At 43.1% G+C, this 5,750-nt stretch carries 4 protein-coding genes; 3 read left to right on the top strand and 1 reads right to left on the bottom strand.

Features of this window, described 5'->3' with window-relative positions; genetic code table 11:
* The first annotated feature begins 199 nt into the window (after positions 1 to 199).
* Entirely contained in the window at positions 200 to 1,456 is a 1,257-nt protein-coding gene (locus IH598_16720) for a T9SS type A sorting domain-containing protein (protein MBE0640159.1), read from the top strand.
* 326 nt (positions 1,457 to 1,782) lie between these two features.
* Here IH598_16720 and IH598_16715 read toward each other — a convergent pair whose 3' ends face one another.
* Positions 1,783 to 2,688, bottom strand: coding sequence for an aldo/keto reductase (locus IH598_16715; protein MBE0640158.1), 906 nt, complete (start codon positions 2,686 to 2,688; stop codon positions 1,783 to 1,785).
* Positions 2,689 to 2,844: 156 nt separating this feature from the next.
* Here IH598_16715 and IH598_16710 point away from each other — a divergent pair, with 156 nt between their 5' ends.
* Together IH598_16710 and IH598_16705 are read left to right on the top strand one after the other, a co-directional pair.
* Positions 2,845 to 3,972 carry an efflux RND transporter periplasmic adaptor subunit gene (locus IH598_16710; GenBank protein ID MBE0640157.1) on the top strand — a complete coding sequence of 376 codons (1,128 nt, stop codon included), beginning with the start codon at positions 2,845 to 2,847 and terminating at the stop codon, positions 3,970 to 3,972.
* Between the two features lie 35 nt (positions 3,973 to 4,007).
* On the top strand, positions 4,008 to 5,750 hold a 1,743-nt coding region (locus IH598_16705; GenBank protein MBE0640156.1), incomplete at its 3' end, for an efflux RND transporter permease subunit.

Below are 5,750 nucleotides of genomic sequence, written 5' to 3'. Positions count from 1 at the left end.
TAAACTGATTGACCAATGATTGAAAGAATAATCTGGTCAAGCAATGCCATTGAGTAGAAAATCCGCATTCTGGACTGCTGACATAAAAGAAACGGCACTAAAATTCCAAAAAGCTGGATGAATCATATGGCCTTGTAATTTAATATATCTTTGTAATTGAATGTGTTTTACATTGTACTCTCGACCAAAAACAGTTCTTATGAAAAAGTTTACTTTCTTTTTTGCAGCAATGGTTTTTATCGCCTCAAGCGCTTCAAGCCAGGACTACCTGATCCACTTCACCGGGTCTGGTTTGAGCAATTCAGTAGAAACAGTATTGATAGTCAACCTAACCCGAGGCGACTCGTTGCTGATTAATGGCGCCGACATCCTCCATCTTACATCAACACTGGGGATTCAACCTTTTAGTGGTGTAAGCCGTGATCTGACCATTTATCCAAATCCTATAAGTCATTCCGGGAAAATAGAATTTTACAATTCACCATCAGGCCAGGTAATCATCGAAGTTACCGACCTTGAAGGAAAAAGTATGATCAGTAAAGAAATGTGCCTTTCGCAGGGCAGGCACATTTTTGAGGTATCAGAGTTAAAAGCAGGAAGTTACGTTGTTAGGGTAACTACTGACGATAACATTTATGCTGCCCGCCTGGTTTCCTCTGCCAAAGAGTCTTCAATTCCGAAATTAATACATGAAAACACCACTGAGGACGGGACACCCGAAGGGAAATTAAAAAGCATTGAGGAAACCATCCAAATGCTTTACTATGAAGGTGAAAGGCTTTTATTAAAAGGCAGTTCGGGGAATTATGCACGAGTAATTACCTTAACGCCAACACAAACCGAAACCATTGATTTTGAATTTATCGAATGTATGGATGCTGACGGGAAACATTATGCTGTGGTAACTATTGGCGAGCAAACATGGATGGCTGAGAACCTTGCATACCTTCCGCTTGTAAGCCCATCATCGCAGGGTAGCTCTTACGATCCCTTTTACTATGTCTGGGGTTACCAGGGAACGAATATAGATGAAGCTAAAGCCACTAAAAACTATCAAAATTATGGAGTGCTTTACAATTGGCCGGCCTCTCTTATTGTCTGCCCTGATGGCTGGCATTTGCCCACACATACGGAATGGTCTGTTCTGACCTGGTATCTCGGTGGCGAAAATATTGCAGGCGGCAAACTAAAAAGCATACGCAAAGACCCTGATCCTCATCCAAGATGGGAAGACCCCAATTATGGTGCAACAAATGAAAACGGCTTTTCGGCGCTTCCAGGCGGACACATGAATAATGCTTACAATCAATTGGGTGAAAAAGGTTCATGGTGGACGTCCACAACGGGCGGCTCCGCACCTCCCTGGATCCGGGGCATGTTTTACGACAGCGAATTTGTATTCTCCAATAACGCCGCTAATTTGTTGGGTTTAAGTGTGCGCTGTCTCAGGGATTAGACTATCTCACTTTTATCAAACCGACAATTTATCCCACCTATAATTATAGAATGGCCCAAAACTATTTTATAATTTTCAACGAGAAATTATGAAAGTCATAGCCATCCGGGGCCGATACAACTTGAAAATGTCCAATGGCTGAAATAAAATTGGACTATAATGAAAGTGCAGTCGGTAATACAGAGTCTGGAGGAGAGAATCAACATATTTTTTTGCACAACAAATCAAAAAACCTCCTGATTTCAAAAATTCCGGGGAGAGGCCATAAAGATAGACTCAAAGAAGATTGTTATTGATCAATCGTCAAAATTGATTAAAACATAAAATTACGGCACCTCTTGACCGGTTGAGGCTGCGAGTATCCCGAACCATTGGTCGGTTGACAGTTTAAGATCAATTGATTCTTTGGCTGCTTTGATTCTTTTCATATTTCCGGTTCCAAGCACCGGAACAATTTTCGAGGGATGTTTTAACAGCCAGGCCAAAGCCACCTGGTCGGGTGCTGCTCCGCCTAACTCCTCCCCGATCCTTTGGAGCTCATTCCGGACATGCATTTCCTTTTCTGAATTTCCTGAAAATAGCCTGCCCCCGCCAATTGGAGACCAGGCCATCGGGCTGATCCGCTTTTGCTGGCACTGATCAAGGGCGCCATCAAATAGTGCATTCAGGTGCAAAACTGAAATCTCCAACTGGTTCGTCACCAAAGGAAAATCGAGGCGTGATTGGAGCAAATCAAACTGAGATGTTGTAAAATTGGAAACCCCGAAATGGCGAACTTTTCCTGCTTCTTTCAGTTTGTAAAAAGCTTCGGCAACCTCATCAGCATCCATCAGCGGATCTGGGCGATGAACGAGCAAAACATCCAGGTAATCAGTCTGCAGTTTTTTTAGCGAATTCTCAGCCGACCAGAGGATGTATTGTTTTGACGTATCGTAAGCATGAATGGTATTTTCAGGGCGGTTTTTGCTGATCAGCTTTATTCCGCACTTCGTTACAATCTCAATCTCATGTCGCATTGAGGGGGTTTCGGACAAGGCGTGCCCGAAAACTTCCTCGCACGTATAGCTGCCATAGATGTCGGCATGATCGAATGTAGTTAAACCCAGATCGATGGATTTCCTGATCATGCGAGTTAAACCGGCAGTATTCAAATGCCATTCTTGTAAACGCATCCATCCAAGTGAAATACGCGAAAATTCCGGACCTTCCGGTGCTATTCTTATTCGTTGCATGATGAGTCAATTTTGAAATGAACTGCAAAGATATTCTTTACATAAGATAGGTTATTATTGTGTCTTTCCCCATTCCGACTTTCTAACCCGCCAAAATTTTTCAAAAACAATACGACGGATTTGTTGTTTGTTGTCAATAATTTTAATTGATAGAATATGAAGTACAGGAAGTATTATACCTGGGGTTTTATCCTGCTGATCGTTGGAGGAGGATTGCTTTTAAACTGGCTTTTTACTTCGATGAAGCCTGATCCGCCGAGGATCCCGCCACCGGAGTTCAAGCGTCTTGTTCAAACGCAACTGGTTAGTTACAGCGATATCAATTCTGCTGTTGAAGTGCCTGGAAGGTTGGTTTCGGGGAGGATTGTGGATATCATTTCGGAGGTACAGGGAGAGATTTTACCCGGAAAATTGCCAATGAAAAAAGGACAACGCTTCAGAAAGGGAGATTTAATTTGTACCATCTACGACCAGGAGCAACTGCTTAGCCTTAAAGCCTCGAAAAGCCGATTTATGAACGCCATTGCCAATGCATTGGCTGACATTAAGTTCGATTATCCTGAAAGTTTTGATAAGGTGTCGGACTTTTTTGAAAGCATTGAGATTGATCAACCAATTCCGGAAATTCCCGAAATAAAGGACAAATCTCTTAAAATCTTTCTTTCGAGCCGTGATATACTTAACCAATACTACACGATCAAAGTAGCTGAGGAACGCCTTCAGAAACATTATAAATATGCACCATTTAACGGAGCCTTCATGGAAGTTAACCTTGAGGTTGGCGCTATTGCTAATTCAGGATCACGAATCGCACGGATCATCAAGACTGATGTGTTGGAACTTGAGGCTCCGGTGGAAGTGAGCAGCCTGAAATTTATCCGGACAGGCGATCCGGTGACCGTTCTGGATGAAACCCGGTCCAGCTCATGGAAAGGCATTGTTACCAGGATTAGCGAATTTGTTGATCCCACTACCCAATCCGTTAGTGTATTTGTTCAGGTTAACAACGATCAAACCAATCCCATTTATGTTGGCATGTTCCTTCTGGCAAATTTCAACAACAAGATTATATCCGACGCTATGGAAATTCCCAGGCAGGCTGTCTTTAACCAGAATGAAGTGTTTGTGGTGATAGATAGTGTTTTGTATAAAAAGAAAATAAACATTCGTAAAATCAACAGCAACACCCTGCTTTTTGACGGGCTTGAAGAAGGCGAAGAGGTGGTTGTTGAACCCCTGATCAATGTTAGAGAAGGGACAATCGTTCATACCAAAGCGATTTAATCCCGTTCTGATATTCTCAAAGAAAGAAAACCAAGATGAGGAAAATTATTGAGTATTTTATCAGGTATCCGTTTTATGCCAACATGATTATTGCCTTGGTGATCGTTGGCGGCATTTTTAGTTTTATGGGGTTAAAAAAATCTTTTTTCCCCGAGCGATCCGAAACGTTTATCAACATCAGTGTGTTTTACCCCGGCGCATCGCCAAAGGAAATGGAAGAGGGCATCACTGCGCGGATCGAAGAGGCTGTCAGGGGTTTGATCGGAATAAAGAGAATCACCTCCACCTCCTCCGAAAATTTTGCAAGAGTAACCATTGAAACCACTGGCACATATGACATTGATGAAATTCTGGCCGATGTAAAAAATTCAGTTGATGGCATCTCCGCTTTCCCTCCCGAGGCCGAGAGACCGGTAATTTCCAAACAACGATCGTTGACCAATGTAGCTTTTCTCGGGATTACGGGCGATGTGAGCCTTCTGACACTCAAGACGCTGGCACAGCAGATCGAAGATGAATTTTTGCGATCCGGAATTATCTCACAGGTGCAGTTAAGTGGCTATCCCGATGTGGAGATTTCGGTAGAAGTCACCCAGGAAGATCTGTTACGTTATGGTATAAGCCTCGACGAAATTGCCAGGGCAATCAGCAATAACAATCGTGATATTTCGGCTGGGGAGATCAGGTCGAATGAGGAAGAGATTCTGATCCGTTCGCGTCATCGGTCGGTAGATCCCGGTGTCCTTGGTGAAATAATTATCAGGGCCAACAATGATGGAAACAAGCTTTACCTGAGAGATCTTGCTGATATAAAAATTAAATTTGCAGAGGTCCCAAATAAAAGCCTGCTCAACGGAAAACGCAGTATTTCAATCAACATACAAAAACTCCCGGAGGAAGATCTTGGCGCCATTTCTGATTACCTGATCAACTATGTTGAGGAGTTTAACAATAATAATGACAACGTTGATTTAGTCATCACCTACAGTTTCCTCGACAACCTGAACAGCCGGCTTGATATGCTTTACAAGAACGGAGGCATCGGGTTACTGCTTGTACTTATTACACTTGGATTATTCCTCAGCTTAAGGCTTTCGTTCTGGGTGGCTTTTGGCATTCCGGCTTCATTTTTTGGAATGTTCATTCTTGGATACTTGTCGGGGCTTACCATCAACATGATTTCGCTTTTTGGGATGCTACTCGTTATCGGTATCCTGGTGGATGATGGTGTGGTGATTGCAGAAAATATTTATTCACACTTCGAATCCGGAAAAAGTCCAAAACAGGCTGCCCTCGACGGAACCATGGAAGTACTACCGGCTGTATTGACCTCAGTAACCACTACAATTGTGGCTTTTACCCCGCTGTTGTTTCTTACCGGTAATTTTGAATTCAGCCGTGATATCGGCTGGGTGGTGATTGTCAGTTTGACGGTGTCGCTTTTTGAAGCCTTTCTGGTTCTGCCCGCGCACCTTTCGAGTAAGTATGTACTCAATGTCTCTGCCCGGGATCATGGAACCAATCGTGTCCGCACTGCGATGGATAAATTCATTGGGCTGATGCGTGATAAACTTTATGGCCATACCATCCGCTTTATCATTCGGTGGAAATGGGTGATGCTGGTCACTCCGGTAGCACTCATTGCAATAACCATAGGGCTTTTCAGAGGAAATTTTATTCAGGCTACCTTTTTTCCTTCCATTCCATTTGATCAGTTTAACGTTAATTTAGCCTTTACGCCCGGTACCGGAGAGGAGAAAACCATGCAATACCTCGTA

The sequence above is a fragment of the Bacteroidales bacterium genome (assembly GCA_014860585.1).
Classification (GTDB): domain Bacteria; phylum Bacteroidota; class Bacteroidia; order Bacteroidales; family 4484-276; genus RZYY01.
This window is presented reverse-complemented; position numbering and strand designations above follow the sequence as displayed.